The sequence below is a fragment of the Candidatus Thiothrix phosphatis genome, from assembly GCF_035668035.1.
In the GTDB taxonomy this organism is placed as follows: Bacteria; Pseudomonadota; Gammaproteobacteria; order Thiotrichales; family Thiotrichaceae; genus Thiothrix; species Thiothrix phosphatis.
Genome location: NZ_JAYMYJ010000093.1, coordinates 47,894 through 66,588, shown reverse-complemented (window position 1 = coordinate 66,588; position 18,695 = coordinate 47,894). Strand labels below are relative to the sequence as shown.

General features: G+C 60.8%; 12 protein-coding genes. All 12 read right to left on the bottom strand.

Going from position 1 to position 18,695, the window contains the following annotated elements; translation table 11 throughout:
- Positions 1-4: 4 nt before the first annotated feature.
- Positions 5-2,815 (bottom strand): protein kinase domain-containing protein, encoded by a 2,811-nt coding sequence (locus VSS37_RS09850; protein ID WP_324694780.1) that lies wholly within the window; start codon positions 2,813-2,815, stop codon positions 5-7.
- A gap of 12 nt (positions 2,816-2,827) precedes the next feature.
- The gene (locus VSS37_RS09845) at positions 2,828-3,592 is read right to left on the bottom strand and encodes a PP2C family protein-serine/threonine phosphatase (RefSeq protein ID WP_324694778.1); all 765 of its coding nucleotides are present in this window, start codon (positions 3,590-3,592) and stop codon (positions 2,828-2,830) included.
- A gap of 3 nt (positions 3,593-3,595) precedes the next feature.
- Positions 3,596-4,381 (bottom strand): type VI secretion system-associated protein TagF, encoded by a 786-nt coding sequence (tagF, locus tag VSS37_RS09840; protein ID WP_324694777.1) that lies wholly within the window; start codon positions 4,379-4,381, stop codon positions 3,596-3,598.
- Positions 4,366-7,761, bottom strand: coding sequence for a type VI secretion system membrane subunit TssM (tssM, locus tag VSS37_RS09835; protein ID WP_324694776.1), 3,396 nt, complete (start codon positions 7,759-7,761; stop codon positions 4,366-4,368). The genes tagF and tssM (VSS37_RS09835) overlap by 16 nt, the downstream gene beginning before the upstream one ends.
- A 12-nt stretch (positions 7,762-7,773) precedes the next feature.
- On the bottom strand, positions 7,774-9,069 hold the full coding sequence (icmH, locus tag VSS37_RS09830) for a type IVB secretion system protein IcmH/DotU (protein ID WP_324694774.1): 1,296 nt from the start codon (positions 9,067-9,069) through the stop codon (positions 7,774-7,776).
- A gap of 12 nt (positions 9,070-9,081) precedes the next feature.
- Complete coding sequence (locus VSS37_RS09825) at positions 9,082-10,935, bottom strand: protein kinase domain-containing protein (protein ID WP_324694772.1); 1,854 nt, start codon at positions 10,933-10,935, stop codon at positions 9,082-9,084.
- 9 nt (positions 10,936-10,944) lie between these two features.
- Entirely contained in the window at positions 10,945-12,069 is a 1,125-nt protein-coding gene (gene tssM, locus VSS37_RS09820) for a type VI secretion system membrane subunit TssM (RefSeq protein WP_324694770.1), read from the bottom strand.
- Complete coding sequence (icmH, locus tag VSS37_RS09815; RefSeq protein ID WP_324694769.1) at positions 12,056-12,751, bottom strand: type IVB secretion system protein IcmH/DotU; 696 nt, start codon at positions 12,749-12,751, stop codon at positions 12,056-12,058. Before icmH (VSS37_RS09815) ends, tssM (VSS37_RS09820) begins: the two co-directional genes overlap by 14 nt.
- Positions 12,752-12,766: 15 nt before the next feature.
- Positions 12,767-14,101 carry a type VI secretion system baseplate subunit TssK gene (gene tssK, locus VSS37_RS09810; RefSeq protein WP_324694767.1) on the bottom strand — a complete coding sequence of 445 codons (1,335 nt, stop codon included), beginning with the start codon at positions 14,099-14,101 and terminating at the stop codon, positions 12,767-12,769.
- On the bottom strand, positions 14,094-15,518 hold the full coding sequence (gene tagH, locus VSS37_RS09805; protein ID WP_324694765.1) for a type VI secretion system-associated FHA domain protein TagH: 1,425 nt from the start codon (positions 15,516-15,518) through the stop codon (positions 14,094-14,096). The genes tssK and tagH overlap by 8 nt, the downstream gene beginning before the upstream one ends.
- On the bottom strand, positions 15,519-18,263 hold the full coding sequence (gene tssH, locus VSS37_RS09800; RefSeq protein WP_324694762.1) for a type VI secretion system ATPase TssH: 2,745 nt from the start codon (positions 18,261-18,263) through the stop codon (positions 15,519-15,521). It abuts the gene before it with no gap.
- A gap of 88 nt (positions 18,264-18,351) precedes the next feature.
- Positions 18,352-18,695: hypothetical protein (locus VSS37_RS09795; protein WP_324694760.1), on the bottom strand; the 344-nt coding region annotated here is incomplete at its 5' end.

Genomic DNA, 18,695 nt, shown 5'->3' with positions numbered 1-18,695 from the left:
CTCCCTATGGGTTCAGGCGTTTGAACAGTTCGCCCTGCAATTTTTGTTTCAGCGCGCCGTCCAGTTGCGGGGCCGCTTCCTTGGGCACGGGTTGGGCGGATGGCGCGGGGGCGGGGCTTTCCGGCTTGAGGGTTTCTGGCCGGAGCGGCGTCACGGGTTTGAGAAGCTCTGGTTTGATCAGCTCGGGCTTGATGATTTCAGGCTTGATCACTTCGGGTCTGATGATCTCCGGCTTGATCACCTCAGGTTTGATGGGCGTCGTCGGTTTGGGCGGTTCCGGCTCTGGTTGGGTGGCTTCGGGCAATTGGATGTGCGGCGGTGTGAGGATAATGGGCGTCAGCGGAATGACCAGCTTCCGTTGTTCGCCTGCGGTCAGCGTCACGCTGGCGCCACCGCGCAGGAGCCTGCCGGAAGTCGCCGCGATGCGGTATTCGCCCGCTGGCAGGCTACCGATCCTGACCGTGGAGCCGGAGGCGCTGGCGACCTGTTGTTTGTCCTGGGTCACGGTGAAATTGGCGTCGACCGCCTTGCCGGTGGCCTTGTTGATGGCGCTGAGTGACAGCAGGGCCGGTTTCGCTGCGGGTTGCTGTTGTTCGGGGTTGGTGGGTTGTGGTTCGGGCGGTTGTGGTTCCGGTTGCTGCGGCTCGGGGTTGGGTTGTGGTTCCGGTTGCTGCGGTTCGGGATTAGGTTGAGGCTCCGGCTGCTGCGGTTCGGGACTAGGTTGTGGCTCGGGCTTTGGCTCCGGTGTTGGCGCAGGGTCTTGCATGGCGATGCTTTTGCTCACGGTTTTGCCCGCGTTGACGGTGACGTCAAAGGTTTGCCGGTCTTCGGCGGAGCGCACATTGACCCGGTATTTTCCCGGTTTGAGGGTAAAGCTTGCCTCCGTCACACCTTGCCGGAACGCTACCCGTTCGGCGGCCTGGGCTTGGCTGACGCCCAGCAGCGCGAAAACATCCACGCCCGGCAGGGCTGATTGGGCGTCCAGCCGGTAGACGCTGATGTCCGCAGGCAGCGGCTTGCCCGTGCGGGAGGAAATGCTGACGATCTTGAGGACGCCGGTGGTGGCGGGCGGCGGCGCTGCGGGCGGCTTTGGCGGCGGTTCCTGTTCCGCTGGCGGCGGTGGGGAAGGCGGCGTCGCAGGCGGCGGTTTTGGCGCTGGCGTGGCCGGTTCCGTCTGGGCTGACGTCAGCATGGACTGGAATTCTTCCCGGTCTTGCGCCGCCTGATAATGGCCGCCGGTTGCTTCGGCGATGCAGCGCAACTGTTTGCCAGCGGCCTGATCCTTGACAGCGAAACCGATGACATGCGCGGTGAAATCGATGCCATCCTGTTTGAGCTGTTTCGCCACGGCGCAGGGATCGCCTTTGCACTCTTCCTTGCCGTCGCTCACCAGGATGACGGTCGCCTTGCTTTTCGTGTATTGCAGGTCTTCCGCCGCCATCAGCAGCGCCTTGGCGATCGGGGTTTCGCCCATGGCGGTCAGGTGGTCGGCCTGAGCGATGAAAGCTTGTTGGTTGGCCGCGCCGACCGGCACCACCTGCTCAATGTCATCGCAATCGCCGCGTTTGCGGTGGCCGTAGACCAGCAGCCCGCGCTCGGTATTGTCGTCCCAGCCCGCCACCACGGTTTTCAGCACGCTGCGGGCAATGTCGATTTTGGGGACACCATCCAGCTTTTGGTTCATGCTGCCGGAAGCGTCGAACACCAGATTGATCTTTTCGCGCTGCGTCGCTGCCCCGCCAACGGGAAACGGCGTTGCCCCCTGGTTGGCTGGTTGATCCGCCGTTGCGATGGGTGGAGGCGCGGGCGGCACCAGCTGTTTGCTGTTGTCCAGCGGGCTGCCGAACCAGTGGAAAGCGGCGGCGGCCACCACCCCCAACAACAGCAAACCGGCCAGGCTGCTGATCCATAACGGCTTGTGGTTTGCGACAGCGGCGGGCGGTTCGACGATCTGGGTAGGCCGGGTGCTGGCGGCGGCGTCAGCTTTCGCCAGCGCCGGGGTGATCAGCAAGGTTTCCTGCGGATCGGCGGCGCGCACGGCGTTGATGAAGGCGTCCACCGTGGGGTAACGCTCCGCCGGGGATTTCGCCAGCACGGTGTTCAGCACTGGCTGCAACCAGGCGTATTCCTGCGGTAACGTGGGCGGCGGCAAGGCGACGTGGCTGTGCAGCGCTTGGGCGGTGCTTTCCGCCGCCACCGCCGCCTTGCCGGTCAGCATCTCGAAAAACACCAGCCCCAGGCTGTAAATGTCCGAACGCCGATCCAGCTTGGTGGTGCTGGCCTGTTCCGGGCTCATGTATTTCACCGTGCCCAGGGTGTAGCCCATGCGCGTCAGTTCGCCGGTCGAGTCCTGCAATTTGGCGATGCCGAAATCGGTCAGCACCGCCGTCCCATCTTTGCGGAACAGGATATTGGCCGGTTTGATGTCACGGTGGATGAAGCCTTGCTCATGCGCCAGCCCCAATCCAGCGCCGACTTGTCCGAGGATTTGCAGGGTCGCATCCAACGGCAGTTTGCCGCCCGCCAGCTTGTCCTTGAGGCTGCCACCGGGCAGGTATTCCATCGCCATGTAGACGCTGGAGCTGTCTTCAACAATGCCGACATCGTAGACCCGCACGATATTGGGGTGCTCCAGTTGCGCGACAATACGGCCTTCGTCGAGGAATTTGTCCAGAAAGCCCTGCTCGCGCCCCAGGGCGGGGTCCATCACCTTAAGCGCGACCTGCCGGTGCAACAACACCTGCCGGGCCAGGTAGACCGTGGCCATGCCGCCTTTGCCCAGCTCCCTTTCGATGTCGAAATTCGGTATGTTCACCGGCGAGTCCTCCTATGGGGTCATATTGGCGTCCGTCGGGTTTTCGAGCCGCACCGCCAGCGCCGTCACATTGTCGCGCGCGCGCCGCGCCAGCACCGCTTGCACCAGTTGCTCCACCGTGGCCTGCACGCTTGGCCCGGCCTGTAGGATGGCGGTGATTTCAGCCTCCTCCAGTTCGCCGCTGAGTCCGTCCGAGCAGAGCAGGAAACAGTCCCCGGCGCAGCATTCCTGCATCTGCATCTCCAGCGGCAAGGGGCTGGTCACGCCGACCGCGCGCACCAGTTGCCGCGCCGCCGGGTATTTGTGGAGATCCGCCTCGCTGAAGCCTGCCGCCAGGAATTCCTCCATACGGTTGTGATCACGGGTAAGCTGCTGAAGTTTCCCGCCACGCAACAGATAAATGCGGCTGTCGCCTGCCCACAGGCAGACGCTGTGCTTGCCGTGGACCAGCAGCACGCAGACCGTGCTGCCGATGATCCCCTGGCTGCCGGGCAGGGCGCGCATGCTGATCAGGCGGGCGTTGACGGCCTGCAAACAGGCGCTGACGGCCTGCGCCTGTTCGCCCAGAAACACCTGCGGTTTGAGCTGCGCCAGTTCCTGCACGATCATCTGGCTGGCCACTTCCCCCCGGTCATGCCCGCCTGCGCCATCCGCCACCGCCCACAGCCCCGCCGCGCCCGCATCCAGCAAGGCGTCCTCGTTATGGCTGCGCACATTGCCGGTGTCGGTCAGGCCGTGGGAGGCGCAGTGGAAGGTTTGCACATGTGAAGTTTGCACGGCCTAGCCTCCCCCGCTGATGACGCCGCTGGCGGAACGGCTGGCCCAGCCCCAGCGCGGCCAGTCGCCATCCAACATGGCGGCGGCGCCCGCGAATGGCGGCAAGCCTTTCGCCAGCAGCAGGGAAGGGCTGCTGTTTTCCGCCCCTTGCGTCCACCACAGGCTGTAGGCGCAGCAGAAATCCTGCAACAGCACGTCCAGCAGCGCCGGGAACACCTGGCGCAGGTTGTTGGGGGCCGCCAGCCCGGTGCGCCAGGCCGCGCCAGGATATTTCTGGAAACCGCGTTGCAGGCTGGTGGGTTCATCCTGCGCATCCGCCCGCCGCCCATTCAGTTCCTGCCCCATGGCTTGCACGCGCTGGTCAAAGGCGTCCAGGGAAAAGTCATCGGCGAGGCAGGACATCACCAGCGCTTCCGCCTGCCCAAACCAGCCGCCGTGTTGCGGCATGGCTTCCAACGGATTGCCGGAATGGGGCAAGGAACGGCACAGCGTCATCGGGTAATAGCGCCCCACCTGATCCACGCTGGGAATGATCACCCCCAGCCATGCCTGTTCGCCGCAAATGCCGGGCGTCAGCGCAAAGCGGTACAGCGGGCAGGTCAGGTAATGCTGAATCCACTCCTCCCCCATCTGCTGGCGGCTGGTGTTCATGATCGCCTGCACCCAGGCGTCCCACGGTTCGCGGAAACTGCGCGGCAAGCCCTTGCCCACAAAATCGCCGTGGGTCGGGACTTTGCCGTAATAGCCAAGCAAAACCGGCTGGCGGTCAGGTTCTACAGTGCTGGACATTTAAATTTCCTCAACTCGTTATTGGCGACCTGAAAGGGGTTGGGCGAGGCGGCGGGGGTTATCTCAAAAACGGCTTGCAGGTTGGGCAGGCTGAAACGGTTGTTTTCCACCATCCTGAACAATTGCCAGTCATCGCCGTTGACGGTGACCGGAATCGGCTCCCCCAGCTCCGGCGGCGGGATCGCCTTGGCGCTGATCTGCGTCCCCAGGTTCGGCCAGGTGTAACTTTGCGCATCGCCCACCGTGCTGAACACATGGCTGAGTGAACCGATGCTCAGGTCGACCGAGGGGAATTGCGGGTCAGCCTGCGCCAGCTTGACCGTAAAATTCACGTTCAGGCCGCCGGTGGAAAAAAAAGCCTGCCGCACCCGGTCAGCGGCTGCCAATTGCCCTTTCACCTTGTCCAGCATGGCCGCGTCGACTTTGGCGGGCTGCAACTGCTGTTCCCGGAACTGGTCGACCCGACCCCCGCGCTGGAAAAATTCGCTGAAATCCGCCAGGTTCACCCCGGCCTTGCCTTTATCCGCCAGCGGGTACAGCCCTTGCAGTTTTTGCTGGCAGAAACTGCCCACCGCCTCTTCCAGCGCGCCGCCAAACTGTTTCAGCGCCTCCTGCTTGATCACCGCCGTCACCTGATTGCTGGCGGCATCCACCGTCTTGAGCAGGATGTCGCTGATCGGCGGCGGCAGTTTCTGCCCTTCGCCTTTCAGCTTGCCGAGGGCATTGGTCAGGGAATTGTTCTCCAATTGGCCGAACACATCCTCCTGGTTGAGGGTCGCGTACACCTCGTCGATCACCCTCCCCACCGTTTGGAAACGGGCTTCATCCGTCCAGTCCTGGATGTTCTGGAACGCCTGATCCACCGCCATCAAGGGCGGCGGCGGTTTGGCCGTGGCAAAGCTGAAAAAGCCCTTGTCCGCGCTGGCGGGGGAAAAGTCGGTTTCAGTGCTGACCTCCTGCATCAGCCGGAACAGGATATTGCCGCCATTGGAAGTCAGCCCGCTGAACACGGCACGCGCATCATTGACGTTCTTGATCGGCAGCGGGCGGATGTCTTGCAGGAAAGCATTCCAGCCCTGGATGTAATCCGCCTGATAATACTTTTCGAAAGCGCTGGCGATCTGCAAGGGGTCGCCGAGCCGGTCAACCCCTGGCCCCAGCACCCAGGATTCCCGCGCCAGCCTGCCTGCCGCCAGTTGGTAATTCGGCAGGAACACTTTTTCATACCCGGCTTTGGTGAAAAACCCCGGCACATTGTCCGTCCACGGCTTTTGCGAGGCTTTGCGGAAGGTGAAGTTGATGTTCTGCAAATCCTTCTTCTGCTGGATGAGGAAATCGTATTCGCGTGCGGCCTCAATGCTTTCCTGCTTGAACTGGAAATACGCCAGCTTGTCCAGCGCAGGCCGGTCGGCGCGGGTTTCCAGCAATGCGCGGCGGGCAGTTTCCACCAACTGGCTGTCGATGGCGGGGTCACGGCTGACCGTCAGCACCACCTGCATATGGCGGGCAATATTGCGGTCGGCTTCTTCACCCGGTTGGCCATCACTGTTCCAGTCGATCGCCTGCATCCCGGAAACCGGCGTGCCGGGTGGAGCCTGCCCGCCCAGGAACAGGTAGTTTTTCAGCGCATTGAACAAGGTCTCAGTCCGCGCCGGGTCGGTTAAGCTGGCCCTGATCTGTTGCTCCAGCAGTTGCCGCGCATAAGGTGTCAGCCCTTGTTTGAGCAAGGCTTCGTATTTGTCATCCATCGCCTCGCCCAGCGTCCTGGCCTGGCTCAGGCCAAAACGGGCGAACCAGGGCACAGGCGTGTCCGCATCGCGGTAAGACCAGGTTAGCACCCGCGCCTTGTCCAGCACGTCGAGATACGCTTCTGGCCGGTCGCCGGGGCGCAGCGCCGCCGCTTCCTGCCCCACTTGGGCGACTTGCTGCCCATAGGTGGCGATGAAACTGCGGTTGTTCAGGTAGCTGACCACCCACGCCATCCCCACCAGCAAGGTCAGCACCACCGCGCCGACCGCCGCAATGCTCTGCGCCCATTGCAGCTTGCGCGCCAGTTTCAGGTTGGCACCCGCCAGCCCGGACTCATTGAACACCACTCCGTTCAGCAGCCGGTTGATGAAAAAGCTTTTGCCCTGCATGGAAAAACGGCTGACCTGCTGCGGCGCCACCCCGAAACTGCTGGCCATCGACGCCATAATGCGGTCAATCGGCGCGCCTTCCTGAGTGGCACTGGTGAAATACACACCGCGCAGCATCACGGTCTGTTCATAACGCGAAGGCTGGTAAAGCTGGGTGAGAAATTCCTGCAAGCTCTCCCGCAAGGAGCTGAACTGCTGCGGGAACAGGTACAGCGCCCGGCGGCGTTCCGCGCCCCGTTCCCGCTCCAGCTTTTCCACCAGTTGCTGCTGGAGGCGCTCTTCCAGCAGGGCGAATTCCGCGCCGAATTCGCCCACGCTGCTGCTCGCCGGGTCATCCACGTAGGGGAAGGTCATGCCCCAGACCTGTTCGCGCCCTTCCCGATCCAGATCGTCGAAGAAATCCATGAAACCGGCCACCAGATCCGCCTTGGTGAACAGCATGTACACCGGGAAACGGATGCCCAGATGCTCATGCAGTTCCTGAATACGCTTGCGGATGGCCTTGGCGTGCTGCGCGCGCGCTTCCGCCCCCTGTTGCAGGAACTCCATCAGGCTCACCGCCACCAGCACGCCATTGACCGGCTGGCGGCCACGGTATTGCTTGAGCAAATCCAGGAAGCCCAACCAGGACGCCTGATCCACTGCTTGCTGGCTGTCCTGGGTGGTGTAGCGCCCCGCCGTATCCAGCAGGATGGCGTCATCGGTGAACCACCAGTCGCAGTTGCGGGTGCCGCCCACGCCGCGCATGGCGTCTTTCCCGTACTTGTCGGACAGCGGAAAGTTCAGGCTGGAGTTGGCCAGCAGCGTCGTCTTGCCAGCCCCCGGCGGGCCGATAATGAGGTACCACGGCAACTGGTACAGGTAGGCGTCATTGGCCTTGCCCTTGTCCTTGCGGATTTTTTCCAGGCTTTGCAGCGCATCCTGCAAGCGCTCCGACAGCTCGCCGACTTCCTCTTTCGACGCCAGTTCTTCGGGGGACGAGCTGGGTTGTTTGGCCTGCACCAACTGATCCAGCATCTGCTGGTTCTTCTTGCGGGCGCGCAAGGCTTTCCAGCCATGCCACAAGCCCCACAACAGCAACAGCACGCCGATGGCGATATAGCGGTTCGGCTCATCCGCGAACGGGTGTATCCCGGCAAACGCCAGCAACGGCCCGAGGAAATAAATCAGCGCCGCCACCGCCATGATGCCCAGCAGGGAAACCAGCCATGCCTGTTTGAAAATGCCGATGAGCTTTGCCATTGCTTTTCCCCTTTAGTCCATGACGATCTCAACCCGGCGGTTGCGCGCGCGCCCTTCCGGGGTATTGTTGTCGGCAATCGGGTTGCTTTCCCCCTTGCCGCTGACCCCTAAGCGCAACGCCGGTTGCTTTTGCGCCAGCAGTTTTTCCACGGTCTGCGCACGGGCGCGGGACAGGGCGCGGTTATCCTGGAAACTGATGCGGTTGCTGACTGGCACATTGTCCGTATACCCCGTGACTGTGAAGGAGGCCGCCGCGAAACGCTTGTCCGCCAGTGCATCCGCCACCCTGCCGATCAAAGCGGCGCGTTGCTCATCCACCAGCGTGTCCCGCCCCGAGGCAAACAAGCCCTGGTCGCCGCGCAGCTCGATAATGGGTTTGCCGTCTTTGTCGCGCACCGCCACCCGTCCGGCGCGGATGTCAGGTGCCAGCAGGTCTTTCAGGGCTGGAGCCTGTTCGGGTGAAGCAGGCGCCGCCACACCCGCGAAGGCGATTTCATCGATACGCTGCTTGACCGGGCTGGCCTGCACCGCCAGCATCGACAACAAGCCGAGAAACACCGCCAGCAATACCCCGCCCGCCAGCGCGTAGAACACCCACAGCGGAATCACGCGGGTGAAGCCGGTTTTCTGCACTTTCACCCCTTTCCAATGAGGTGCCAGCGTCTTGTCGCTACTGCCGCGCTGCCCCCGGATCAGTTGCGCCAGCCAGGATTGAATCTGTTCCAGCTTGGCCTTGCCGTTTTCCGCCATGCGGTAACGCCCCTGGAAACCCAGCGCCAGACACACATACATCAGCTCCAGCAGGTGCAGGTTCTGGGCGGGGTTCTGCCCGGCCTCCTTCAGTTTGAAGAAAAACTCTTCCCCGCCTGCGACCGAGCCGTGGAATTCACTCAGCAGGCTTTGTTCCGTCCAGCCGCTTTGCTGCCCCCAAGGCGTGTTGAAAATGGCTTCATCCAGCGTGGTGCACAGGGCGTGGCTGGCCTGCTGCACGGTGTCGCGGTCAGCGCCTGCCTGCGCCGCCAGGGTGTGGAAACTGCGGACTTCATTGCTGAGTTGTTGCTTGAGGCGTTGCGGGGAAGGGTGCGAAGGGCGGTTATACAGTTTGGCGGCCAAGGCCAGCAGGGCGGAGGCGGCGCTTTCCAGCGGATTGAGCTTGCCCAGCCGTTCCAGCGGCCCGGCCTGCACATCGCCGGTGAACGCCACGCTGGTGTTTTTGGGGATGTCCTGCACCCGCCCGCCCGGAATGGGGCGTATGACAGTGCGGTCATCGCTGCCTGCGGAGAAGAAAGGGTCATCATCGCCGGTCATCTTTAAGTCTCCTTATTGGCCTTGGCTGACCATCCAGTCAACGGCGGCTTTGACCTCATCGTCAGATAATGCAGGGTTGCCGCCCTTTCTTGGCATCGCATTTTTGCCATTCAACGCCGAAGCGTAAAGGGCATTTTTGCCGGTAGCGATACGTGAACGCCATGAGTCCCTGTCACCTAATTTTGGTGCGTTGGCAACGCCAGTGTCATGGCAACTAAAACAGAGGCTCCTATAAATTTTTTCACCATCAGGGTATGTTGTTGCGTTGGGCTGGGTCACTTGTGGAGGGGCGGGGGTGTCTTGAGGCTGAACATTTTGCGGCGGTGGCGAAACTTTTTTAGGTTTGGCGGCTTCAGGAAGTTTGGGGATGTTTATGTCGTAATCATAAGAAACCGCATCTTGCCCACTGTTAAATACCTCAAGGATATAATCATTCCAATCCTCTGGTTCTTGAAGCGAGGCGAGCTTTACACTTATTTTCCCCGCTGCCGATGTTTTAATGAGATCTCTGCTGCTCTTAATGGTGTTGTTGTTTCCTCTATATAAACTTAATTTCAGGTCATCACCTGTCATGCCACTGCGGGAATCAGTGACGGTAATGGATTGGCTTTTATAGGCACGAATCTTATAAAAATCGGATTCACACCCCAGAAGCGCCCCGTTAATGGGAACAATCGTTGCGCCTTTAGGGAACACCACTTTGCGGGAAAGGCCCTTATTAAAGGATGGCGCAGGAGCACAATGACGGGCAGCATTGCCCGTACTTTGAGGGGGGTTGTTTTGGGGTGTTGGTTCGTTAGGAGGATTAGTTGGGAATTGAACAACAATGAGAAACACCAATCCCACCAGTGCGGCACCCACCACGCTGGTAATCAACAAGGGTTTTTTCCAAAAGGATGAGTTTTCCTGTTCCTTGCGGATAAAGACGGGTTCTGTTGTCACCGATTTGGAAGAGGGGAAATCTTTTGCGGCGGGTACGGCGGCAGGTGCCATTTCAGTCGGCGCCGGGGTGAAAATTCTGGTGTCCCCTCTCGGCATCGCGGCCAGTGGGGGCGGTGCCTGCCTGCGGAGTTCATTGGCCTTGCTGGCAAAAACGTCCACAAACTCCTTGACTGATGGGTAACGTTGCTCCGGTTGTTTGGCCAGCGCCTTATGCATAATTGGCTGGAACAACTGATACTGGCCGGGCAGTTTGGGAGGGGGGACGCTGGTATGTTGATAAATCGCCTGTGCCATGCTGTCGGCTTTGCAGACTTTTTCGCCACTGAGCATTTCAAACACCACCAACCCCAAGCTATACAGGTCAGAACGGTAATCCAGCTTATCCGCCGCCGCCTGTTCCGGGCTCATGTACTGGGCTGTGCCTGCCGTATAGCCCATGCGGGTCATTTCACCGATCGAGTCTTGCACCTTGGCGATCCCGAAATCGGTCAGCACCGCTGTCCCATCCTGGCGGAACAGGATGTTTTCCGGCTTGATGTCGCGGTGGATGATGCCTTGCCGGTGCGCATAGTCCAGCCCCGCGCCAACTTGCCGCATTATCTGCACGACACTTTCAAGGGTGGGGGATTCCCGACCGAGCCGCTCACGCAGGTTCCCGCCGCCAAGGTATTCCATCGCCATGTAAAAGGTGGAGCCGTTGGCAATCCCGATGTCATAAATCCGCACAATGTTGGGATGCTCCAACTGGGCGACCACTTGCCCTTCACGCATGAACGCATCCTGGAATGTTTTCCCGCTGGAAAACTCGGGCGACATGACTTTCAGCGCAACCTGCCGCTTCAGCAATTGGTGACGGGCAAGGTATACCGTCGCCATACCGCCATGGCCTATTTCCCTGTCAATGGAATAATTGGGTATGTCCATTTTTTACCCCTAACTGTTGAACCAGATTATTGCCACAATCGCCAGCAGGACTGCTATTCCCACCCAGATGATGCTTTTGTCCCATTCCCGTTTGCGCGCCTGAAGATCCACAACCTGATGAGTCCCTGCCAAGTCTGCTTCGCGGAAAATCACTTTGCTCAATAACGCCCGGATAAAAAAGCTGTGGCCGGTTACGGGTTGTTTCCCATGCCCAGAGGCAGGGGGGGAAATGCCGAAACGGGCGGCTAAGGACGCCGTTATGCGGTCTGCTGGAGTGCCCGTTTGGGTTGCGCTGGTAAAATAGACCCCACGCAACATGGCTGCGCTGTCGTAACGCGAAGGTTGGAAAACATGCTCCAGAAACGCCTGCAAATCATCGCCCAGCAAACTGAATTGTTGGGGGAACAGATACCGGGAGCGGCGGGATTCCATGCTGCGCGCCTTATCCATTTTGGTGATGAGCTGTTGGTAAAGCCGCCCTTCCAGCAAGCTGAATTCCTGACGGAAATGCATGACGCTGCTTTGTTTGGGGTCATTCAGGTAAGGAAAGCTCATCCCCCACACCTGCTGGCGTCCTTCATCATCCAAATCTTCGAAAAACTCAGCAAAACCAGCCAGCAAATCCATTTTGGTGAACAATACGTAAACTGGGAAACGGGTTCCCAATTGTTCATGCAATTCCTGGATACGCAACCGGATGGATTGGGCGCACCGTGACCGCTGTCCTGTGTCGCGCCGTAAAAAGTCCGCTATGCTGACAAACACCAATAACCCATTGAGCGGTTGGCGGGGGCGATGCGTCCGCAACAGTTGTAAAAATCCCAACCAAGTCACCTGTTCCACAGCGGGTTGCCCATCCTGGAAAAGATAGCGACCGGCGGTGTCCAGAAAAACAGCCTCTTCCCCCAGCCACCAATCGCAATCCGCTGTGCCACCCGTTTTGCGTTGGGTCGCAGCCAGGGGGAAACGTAAGCCAGAATTGGCCAGCAGCGCGGTTTTCCCTGCCTGTGGCGAACCCAGCAGCAAGTACCAGGGCAACTGGTCGGGGACTTTTGCCACGCTGCGTAGGGCATCCTGTAGGCGCGCCGACAAGATCGCCAATTCCGGTGTGCCGTGCTGCTCAGTTGCTGACATATTCCACCCTTACCCCTTTCCAATGCGGCGATAATTCCGTATTGGCCTCGCGCCGTTGTTGATGGATTAGCTTTGCCAGCCATGCCTGAATCTGTTCGAGCCGTTCGGCCCCGTTTTCCTCCAGTTGGTAACGCCCTTGAAAACCCAACGCCAGGCATAAATACATCAGCTCCAACAGGTGCAGGTTCGCTTCGGGCTGGGTGCCCGCATCCCTAAGTTCATGAAAGAATCCCTCGCCTCCCGCCACCGACCCGTGAAACTCGCTTAACAGGCTCTTTTCTGCCCAGCTGCCTTGCCGCCCCCAAGGGGTGTTGAAGACCGCCTCATCCAGCGTGGTGCAAAGTACATAACTGGCTTTCCCCACGGTTTTGGGCGCAACGCCAGCTTGGGATGCCAGCGTATGGAATTGCCTGATTTCCTCAGCCAGTTGCCGTCGCAAACCTTGTGGGTCGGAATGTGACGCTTGGTTATAGATGCAGGTGGCCAGCCCCAACAAAACGGAGCCTGCGTTTTCCAGCGGATTCAGTTGGCCAAGATGCCGCAACGGCCCGATCTGGAGATCGTCAGGAAACATCGTGCTGGCATTGTGGGATGGCTCCCGCACCCGCCCGCCCGGAATGGGGCGTATGACAGTGCGGTCATCGCTGCCTGCGGAGAAGAAAGGGTCATCATCGCCGGTCATGTGTCACTCCTCCATTCATGGGCGGATCGCCCACAGTTCCAGCTCCAGCCCCGGATAGGCCGCGCCGATATGCACCGCCAATCCGCCGGAGCTTTCCAGTTGCTTCCAGGCCGCATCACGGGTGTCGATTTCGAAATAGGTGAAGCCGACGTGGTAGGGAATCTGCGGTGGCGCGACCTGCATGGGGTAAAGCTCGATCCCCGGTAGGTGTGCGTTCACCAGATTGGCGATCTTTTCCACCGTGGAAACCGTGGTCTGGCGCGGGAAGGTCTGGCGCAGCTTTTCCGGGGCGAGATCGGCTTTGGATGCCAGCACGAAACTGGCCGCCGTCAGCAGGGTCTTGTCCTCGATACGAGCCACCCACACGCCGTACTGGTGCTTGACGATTTCCAACCGCAGGGCTTTCTTTTCCACCACGGTGCTGAAGGCGCGGCGGATTTCCTCCATCACCGGGCGGAACGAAGCGTCCAGATCGTCGTGGCGGTAATCCGGCAGCGCAGGCGGGCGGCGTTCCTGACGGGTGAAGGTCGCCAGTTCCCCCGCCAGCAACAGGGTCAGGCGGTAGAAATCTTCTGGATGCAGGGCGGACAAGCGATCCAGATGCCCAAACAGCGGTTCATAACGGTTGATCACCTGCAATTGCAGGAAATTGGCCACTTCCGCCGCCCCACCTGCACCCGGCGCGGCCATATGTGCGGCCAGCGCATCCCCGCGATGTTTCAGCAAACCCTGGATTTCGCGCACGAACCCGGCCATGCGTTGGCTGGCCTGGCAATACAGCACGGTCGGGATAAAGGCCGCCTCCAGTTTCACGCCCTGGTCGCTGGCTTTCTCCACCACACGCGCCAGCGGGATCAGGCTGAAGGCGCGGGTATTGTCTTTTTCCGTCAGGATGCTCAACTGCAACGCGCCGACCTGAAGTTCCGCCGGGTCATCCATGCCCTGCGTATAGACATCACGCACATTGGCGTCGCGGATGGCGTAACGCGCCAGCGCCGTCGCCGTGCTGTCGTCGCGGATATCCCGTTCGCCCGGACGTTGCAGCGGCAGGCCTAAGTAAATCCGGCAATCCTTCATGTCAGCGGGCACATCCAGCGGCGGCGGTGCCGGGGTATTATTGGGTGCATCGAACGGCGTGCCATCCGGGAACACGCCCTGGCAGGCCAGGACAACCAGTTTGCCCAACGCCAGCGATTCCGCATCCAGCGTCAGGGCGGTGAAACCCCAGTTGTACGGGCGCAATACCCGGCAGCGTTCCTCCATCCAGCCCAGCAGGAAGCGTTCCTGCTGCTGGAAATGCTGGGGACGCAAAAACAAACCTTCCTGCCAGATGACCCTGTCTTTATCCATGTTGCGGCTCCCGTTTCAGTTTGGCGATCTGCTCGTCGTAGGCGCGGGCGAACTCCAGCCCGAACAGACGCTGGAAATCATCCTGGCATTCCTGTTCCAGGGTGGCGTACAGCTCTTCGAACAACTCCCACAGCTTGGCCTGGCGCTGGATGGGAATGCTGGCGCTGACCGGGTTGTTTTTTTCCAGCCGCTGTATCAGCAGGGCCGGGTCGAAACGTTTCAGCACCTGCGTCAAGGCCGCCTGCACCCCGGCGATCACCGCCAGTTGGTGGGCGCGGATGTCGTCGAAGGCTTCCAGCAACGCCTGTTCCGGCGGCAAATAGGCTTCGGTGCGGGGTGACAACAGGCGGTTGAGGGCGTCATCCGCCGTCACCGAGAACTTGAGCGGATTGTTGCCGATCCGCTGGATGGTGGTGACATCCATGCGCATGGCGCTTTTGATTTCAGCGCGGGCTTGCAACACATCCAGCGTCCCCTGGATGGCGATGCGGAACAGACGCCCCAAGGCTTCCAGGTTCTGCGCCTGCTCAATGGCCGCCAGCTTGCCGGTGTCTTGGATGCCCGCACCTTGTAGAAACACCTGCAATCCACTGTTATTGCCGGGGCTGGCGAAAACGGGTGCAGCCGGGCGCGGCTTGGGCACAGGTGCGGGAATTTCCTCGGGCGCAGGCTCGGGTACGGGCGTTGGGTCGGTTGATGCGGCTGGTGCCAGTTCCGCAAACGGGTCGTCATCGAAGGTGGCCGCTACGGCAGGTTTGCCGGTTGGTGGGGGTGGCGGTTCCTCATGTCCCGACGGAATGGCGGGGGTGGCTGGCGGTGCCGGGTCATCCCACCAGTTGGCAGGCAGGCCGGAACCCTGGCTGTCCGGCGGGGGAATGGCTTTTCCGGCATCCGCCTCCGCCGGTTGCTGGATAATGATGTCCGGGATGTAGAAAGCATTGTCCGCCACGCTGGAGGAAACTGGCGGTGGCGCTTGCTTGCCCGGTTTGGGTTCTGCGCCCGGTTCCAGGAAATCGAACGGGTCTTTTTCCCACCCGCCGGTCGCTGCCCAGTCCGGCGCTATCGCTGCGGCACCAGCCTTGCCCGCTAGTCCGGCCTGCGCCAGCTCCACTTCCAACTCGTACAGGCCGAGCCTGATCTGGTCGCCTGCTTGCAAGACCTGCGTATTGTTTTTCCCCAGCGGCGCTTTGCTTTGATTAATGAAGACGCCATTGGTGCTGGTGTCGCGGATGACAAACGCCCCCTCGCGGTATTCGATGCGCGCATGCTGGCCGGACAAGAAGCGCTGTGTATCGGGCAGCACCCAGTCATTGCCTGCATTCCGCCCCAGCGTCCCGCCCTGTTCCGTCCACGTATGGGAGAGCGGGCGGTCAGGAGGCCGGTTGCTGAAACGGATAACCTTGAGCGTCAGTTCCACTTATTCCCCCACAAATGCATAGTTGAAATTGCCCTCCACCACGGTCACCGTGACATCGCCCATGCGCTTGCCTTCCAGCATCCTGCCGAGGAATTCCTCACTGATGGCGGGCAGCACGGTATTGGTCAGGATCGCATCCACCACCCGCGCGCCGCTGTCCACGTCGTTGCAACGGGCTGCAATCAGCTGGACGACATCATCCCCGTACACAAACTTCGAGCCATGGTTTTGCTTGACCCTGCGGGCGATCTTGTCGAGTTTCAGGCGGATAATGGTGTGCAGGATTTCATCGCCCAATGGGTAATACGGGATAATCACCAGCCGCCCCAGCAGCGCAGGCGGGAACACTTTCAGCAAAGGTTCGCGCAATGCCTTGGCCAGCCCTTCGCTGGCTGGCATCAGTTCCGGGTCGGCGCACATGCTCATGATCAGTTCCGTGCCCACATTGGTGGTCAATAAGATCAGGGTGTTGCGGAAATCGATGTAGCGGCCTTCCGCATCCTCCATCCAACCCTTGTCAAATACCTGGAAGAAAATCTCGTGCACATCAGCATGCGCCTTTTCGATTTCATCCAGCAACACCACGCTGTAGGGGCGGCGGCGCACCGCTTCGGTCAGGATGCCACCTTCCCCGTAGCCGACATAGCCGGGCGGCGAACCTTTCAGGGTGGAAACGGTGTGCGCCTCCTGGAATTCGCTCATATTGATGGTGATGATGTTTTCCTCGCCACCATACAGCGCCTCGGCCAGCGCCAGCCCGGTTTCGGTTTTGCCCACGCCGGACGGGCCGCACAACATGAACACGCCGATGGGTTTGTCGGGGTTGTCCAGCCGCGCACGGGTGGTCTGGATGCGGCGGGCAATCATGTCGAGGGCATGGCGCTGGCCCACCACCCGTTCGTTCAGGCGGTCGCCGAGTTTGAGCACAGCAGCAATTTCATTGCGCACCATCCGCCCGACCGGGATACCCGTCCAGCCAGCGATGACAGCGGCTACCGCCTGACCATCCACCACCGGCAGGATCAGCGGCGCTTCCCCTTGCAATTCGCCCAATTGCGCTTGCAAACCCCGCAATTCCGTCAGAAGGGTTTCGCGGTCAGGCGCTTCGGCTGCTGGTGCTTGCGGTGTATTGGCCTGCTCCATCACAGCGTCAGCAGCCTGTTCGAGTTTTGAACCTGTGTCTTCCACCTTGCCGGAAATGTCCCGCAGCTGCTGGCGCAATTCGAGTATTTTGCTGACCAGTTCGCGTTCGCCTTGCCAGCGTTGCTCCAGGGTTTGCAAACGTGTGGTTTCTTCCGCCAGCCGGGTTTCGGCGGAGGTCTTGCGCTCGGCGACATCCAGCCCGACGGCGGCTTCACGGTTGATAATGCCAAGCTCCACCTGCAAGGCCTGTATCCGCTTCTGGCAATCCTCCACTTCCGGCGGGGTGGCGTGCTGGCTGACCGCAACCCGCGCACTGGCGGTGTCCAGCACGCTGACTGCCTTGTCCGGCAACTGGCGGGCGGGAATGTAGCGATGCGAAAGCTTGACGGCTTCCTCCAGCGCTTCGTCCAGCAGCGACACCTTGTGGTGCTGCTCCATCACCGAGGCCATGCTGCGCAACATCAGCACGGCGGCTTCCTCGCTTGGTTCCTCCACTTGGATAACCTGGAAGCGGCGGGTCAGCGCCGGGTCTTTTTCGAAATATTTCTTGTATTCCGCCCAGGTGGTGGCGGCCACGGTGCGCAAGGTGCCACGCGCCAGCGCCGGTTTCAGCAGGTTGGCAGCATCACCCGTACCCGCCGCCCCGCCTGCGCCAATCAGGGTGTGGGCTTCGTCAATGAACAGGATAATGGGTTGGGCGGAGGACTGGACTTCCTCGATGATCTGTTTCAGGCGGTTTTCAAACTCACCCTTCATGCTGGCCCCGGCTTGCAACAAGCCCAGGTCGAGGGTGCGGATGGAAACATCCTTCAACGAAGGCGGCACGTCGCCGGACACGATCCGCTGGGCGAAGCCTTCCACCACGGCGGTTTTGCCTACCCCGGCTTCCCCGGTCAGGATTGGGTTGTTCTGGCGGCGGCGCATCAGGATGTCGATCATCTGGCGGATTTCGCGGTCACGCCCCACAATCGGGTCAAGCTTGCTGCTGCGCGCCTGTTCAGTCAGATCCACGGTGAATTGCTTGAGCGCCTCCTGTTTGCCCATCTGCGCGGGAGCCATCGCACCGCTGGCCTCACCGGGTTGCGCATCCCCCAGACGGGAGCCATCGGTGGCCGCCATTCCGTCTTCCGGTGAACCGCTAATTAGCTGCATCAGCTCCTCAGTGAGTTTGTCGATGCCGATTTTCTGGAATTCGGCCGACAGCGCATACAGTTCGTTGCGCAATTCGCGTGTCTTGAGCAGCCCCACCAGCAAATAGGCGCTACGCACCGAACTGTCGCCGTACATCAGCGTGCCGTACACCCAGCCGCGTTCCACCGCTTCTTCCACATGCGCCGACAGGTCGGTGATGGAAGTGGCGCCACGCGGCAGCCGATCCAGCGCCGCCGTCATGTCGCGGCTCAGGTGGGCGATATTGAGGGAAAACGCTTGCACCAGCCGATGCAGATCCGAATCCTGCAACTGCATGATCTGATGCAGCCAATGCGCCAGCTCGACATAAGGGTTCCCCCGCAGCTTGCAGAAAACGGTGGCACTCTCGATGGCTTTGTAGGTCAGCGGGTTCAGTTTCCTGAACAGCGCCGCCCGGCTGATCTCGGACATAAGCGATCTCCTCGTTTCGGTGGCGTTTGAATGATTGGAGGTTGGTTTTGTTGCAATCAGGCTACGCCTGCTGCGGGACAGCCGCCAATCAAGGCTCCAGTTGTCCGGCTTTTACAAAACCTTCCCTGCCTGCACTATTCACCTTTTTCCATGCCACAGCGCCGGAGCCGGAGGCGGAACCCAGCACCGTCACCTCCGCACCCTGGGCAATTTCGCCGATGCGTTCGTTACCGTCCGGTTCACGGTAAAGCACCGCGTAGGGGCTGACCCGCACCCGCATGGTGGTTGCCGGTCCGGCGGGTTGGGCGACCGGCTCCACTGTGGGCTGGACGGGTACGGCGGCAAGCTCCAGTGGCTCCGTTTTCTGCTCCACTATGGGCTGCACGGGTACGGCGGCAAGCTCTTGTGGGGCGGCGGGTTCCGGCGGTACAG

Coding starts and splice junctions, on each gene's coding strand:
- tagF (WP_324694777.1), bottom strand. CDS start 4,381: ATGTCCAGCACTGTAGAACCTGACCGCCAGCCGGTTTTGCTTGGCTAT.
- tssM (WP_324694776.1), bottom strand. CDS start 7,761: ATGGCAAAGCTCATCGGCATTTTCAAACAGGCATGGCTGGTTTCCCTG.
- icmH (WP_324694774.1), bottom strand. CDS start 9,069: ATGACCGGCGATGATGACCCTTTCTTCTCCGCAGGCAGCGATGACCGC.
- VSS37_RS09825 (WP_324694772.1), bottom strand. CDS start 10,935: ATGGACATACCCAATTATTCCATTGACAGGGAAATAGGCCATGGCGGT.
- tssM (WP_324694770.1), bottom strand. CDS start 12,069: ATGTCAGCAACTGAGCAGCACGGCACACCGGAATTGGCGATCTTGTCG.
- icmH (WP_324694769.1), bottom strand. CDS start 12,751: ATGACCGGCGATGATGACCCTTTCTTCTCCGCAGGCAGCGATGACCGC.
- tssK (WP_324694767.1), bottom strand. CDS start 14,101: ATGGATAAAGACAGGGTCATCTGGCAGGAAGGTTTGTTTTTGCGTCCC.
- tssH (WP_324694762.1), bottom strand. CDS start 18,263: ATGTCCGAGATCAGCCGGGCGGCGCTGTTCAGGAAACTGAACCCGCTG.